Here is a 3,072-nt window from a genome sequence, read left to right on the forward strand (position 1 = left end):
CCGCCGGGTCGGTGATGGTGATGGCGCCACCCCAGCGGTCGGGGTGCTCCAGCGCGGCGACGCGGCCGACGGCGAGCACGGCCGGGTCGGAGCTGACGAGCCAGGTCGTGCGCGCCCGCTGGACGGCCTCGGCGACCAGGGCGGCGTCCGGATGGACCAGGAGCAGGGTCTCGTCGGCGAGGTCGTCGAACGAGTCGATGCGGCGGAAGGGCTCCGGGGCCTCGCCCAGTGCGACGACCGGCCCGGTCGCCGGGTCGCCGAGGGTGATGCCGTCCCAGTCGACGTGGTAGAGCCAGGGGTCGGCCGGGGCGGGAGCGGCGTCGAGCCAGTAGCGGGTGCGCTGGAAGGCGTAGGTGGGCAGGTCGACCCGCCGTGCGCCGGGGGTGAGCCGGGCCCAGTCGACGTCCCGGCCCGCCACGTGCAGCCGGGCCAGTGCCTCCAGCAACGTGGTCTGCTCGTCGCGGTCGTGGCGCTGCGCCGGAACGCAGCCTTCGACCAGCGGGGTCAGCGCGGCGTCGGGTCCGACCTCCAGTACGTGGGCGGCGTCGAGCCGGGCCGCACCGTCGGCGAACCGCACGGTCCGGCGCATGTTGCCGAGCCAGTACTCCGGATCCGAGGGGGACGCGTCACCGGCGACGCCGATGAAGTCGATCTCCGGGGTGGACAGCGGCACCGTGTCGACCAGGGCGCGGAACTCCGGCAGGACCTCGTCCATGTGGGCGGAGTGGAAGGCATGGCTGACCTCGAGCCGGGTCGCCTTGAGCCCCCGCTCCTGCGCCGAGGCCAGCACGGCGAGGACCGCGTCCTCGTCACCGGAGACCACAGTGGATCGCGCGCCGTTGACGGCGGCGATCTCCACGCCCTCGGCGAGTTCGACCTCCTCGGGTGCGGCGCCGATGGCCGCCATCGCACCCCGCGCGGAGACCGCGCCCATCAGCGCGCCGCGCTTCACGACCAGCCGCGCGGCGTCCTCCAACGACAGGATTCCGGCCACGTGGGCGGCCGCGATCTCCCCCACGGAGTGTCCGATCACGACGTCGGGCGTCACGCCCCACGACGCGAGCAGCCGGACCAGCGCGACCTCGAAGGCGAAGAGCGCGGGCTGGGCGTACTCGGTCTCGGTGATCCGGTCCTGCTCGCCCGCCAGCTCGGCACGCACGTGCTCCGGGTACAGCGCGAGCACGGAATCCCACGCCCGCGCGAAAACGGGATGCGCGGCCGCCAGGCCCCGGCCCATGCCGGCGCGCTGCGCACCCTGGCCGGTGAAGACGAACGCGGTGCGTCCCCGCGTGGCCGTGCCGCGGAGGACTCCGGGGCCGCGGAAAGCGGCGAGGCGGGTCGCCAGCTCGGCACCGTCGCCGACGACGACCGCACGGTGCGGCAGGCGGGCTCGGGTGGTGGCCAGGGTGTGCGCCACGTCGGCGGCGGAGAAGTCGGTCAGGTGCGCGCTGAGCCGCGCGGCCTGTTCGGCGAGGGCGGCCTCGTTCTGCGCCGACAGGACCCAGGCGTGCGGGCCGGTGGACTCCGACGCGGGGGCCGGGACGTCGGTGGCCTGCTCCAGGACGACGTGAGCGTTGGTGCCGCTGATGCCGAACGACGACACGCCCGCACGGCGGGGCCGGTCGAGGGCGGGCCAGTCGCGGTTGGCGGTCAGCAGCTCGACGGCGCCTTCGGTCCAGTCGATGCGCGGGTTCGGAGCGTCGACGTGCAACGAGGCGGGCAGCAGGCCGTGCCGCATGGCCTGCACCGCCTTGATCACCCCGGCGACGCCTGCCGCGGCCTGGGTGTGCCCGAGGTTCGACTTCACCGAGCCGAGGTAGAGCGGCTGGTCCCGGTCCTGGCCGTAGGTCACCATCAGGGCCTGCGCCTCGATCGGGTCACCGAGGACGGTGCCGGTGCCGTGTGCCTCGACGAGGTCGACGTCGGCGGGGTCGAGCCGGGCCGAGGCGAGCGCGGTGCTGATCACCCGCTGCTGCGACGGGCCGTTGGGGGCGGTGAGGCCGTTGGAGGCGCCGTCCGAGTTGACCGCGGACCCGCGGACGACGGCGAGGACCTCGTGGCCGTGGCGGCGGGCGTCGGAGAGGCGTTCCAGCAGCACCAGCCCCGCGCCCTCGCCGAAACCGGTGCCATTGGCCCCCTCGGCGAACGAGCGGCAGCGACCGTCGGCCGACAGCCCCTGCTGGCGGGTGAACTCGACGAACACGCCGGGGGTGGACATGACGGTGACCCCACCCGCGAGGGCGAGGTCGCACTCCCCCGTCCGCAGCGCCTGCGCGGCCAGGTGCACGGCGACCAGCGACGACGAGCACGCCGTGTCGACGGTGACCGCGGGCCCCTCCAGCCCGAACGTGTAGGCGATCCGGCCGGACACGACGCTGGCGGAGTTACCGGTGCCCAGGTGGCCTTCGACGCCCTCGGGAACGGCGACGAGCCGGGACGCGTAGTCCTGGTACATCACGCCCGCGAACACACCGGTCCGGCTGCCGCGCAGTCCGTGGGGGTCCATCCCCGCCCGCTCGAAGGTCTCCCACGAGACCTCCAGCAGTTGCCGCTGCTGCGGGTCCATCGCCAGTGCCTCTCGGGGAGAGATGCCGAACAGGCCCGCGTCGAAGTCGGCGGCTCCGGCGAGGAAGCCGCCCGCCGTGCCGTCGGAGCGGCCTCCGCTGAGCGCGGCGACGTCCCAGCCCCGGTCGGCGGGGAACGGCCCGGCGACGTCCCGGTTGTCCACGACGAGGTCCCACAGGTCCTCGGGTGAGGCGATGCCGCCGGGATAACGGCAGGCCATGGACACGATGGCGATCGGCTCGTCCACGGGACGGGCGGTGGTCGCGGCCGGACGGCGGGCGGGTGCGCTACCCGTGATGTGGGCGGCGAGCGCGGCCGGGGTCGGGTGGTCGAACACCAGTGTCGCGGGCAACCGCAGGCCGGTGGCGGCGACGAGGCGGTTGCGCAGCTCCACGGCGGTCAGCGAGTCGAACCCGAGGTCGGCGAACGCGCGTTCGGGATCGACAGCGGACGCCCCCGCGTGCCCCGAGCACGGCCGCGGTGGTGGCGCGGACCAGTTCGAGCGCG

Annotated in this window: 1 protein-coding gene; it reads right to left on the reverse strand. The window is 74.7% G+C overall.

Going from position 1 to position 3,072, the window contains the following annotated elements; translation table 11 throughout:
• The coding region (locus SACPADRAFT_RS25060; protein WP_007027069.1) for a type I polyketide synthase at positions 1–3,072 on the reverse strand (3,072 nt) is incomplete at both ends.

Source organism: Saccharomonospora iraqiensis subsp. paurometabolica YIM 90007, assembly GCF_000231035.2.
In the GTDB taxonomy this organism is placed as follows: Bacteria; Actinomycetota; Actinomycetes; order Mycobacteriales; family Pseudonocardiaceae; genus Saccharomonospora; species Saccharomonospora paurometabolica.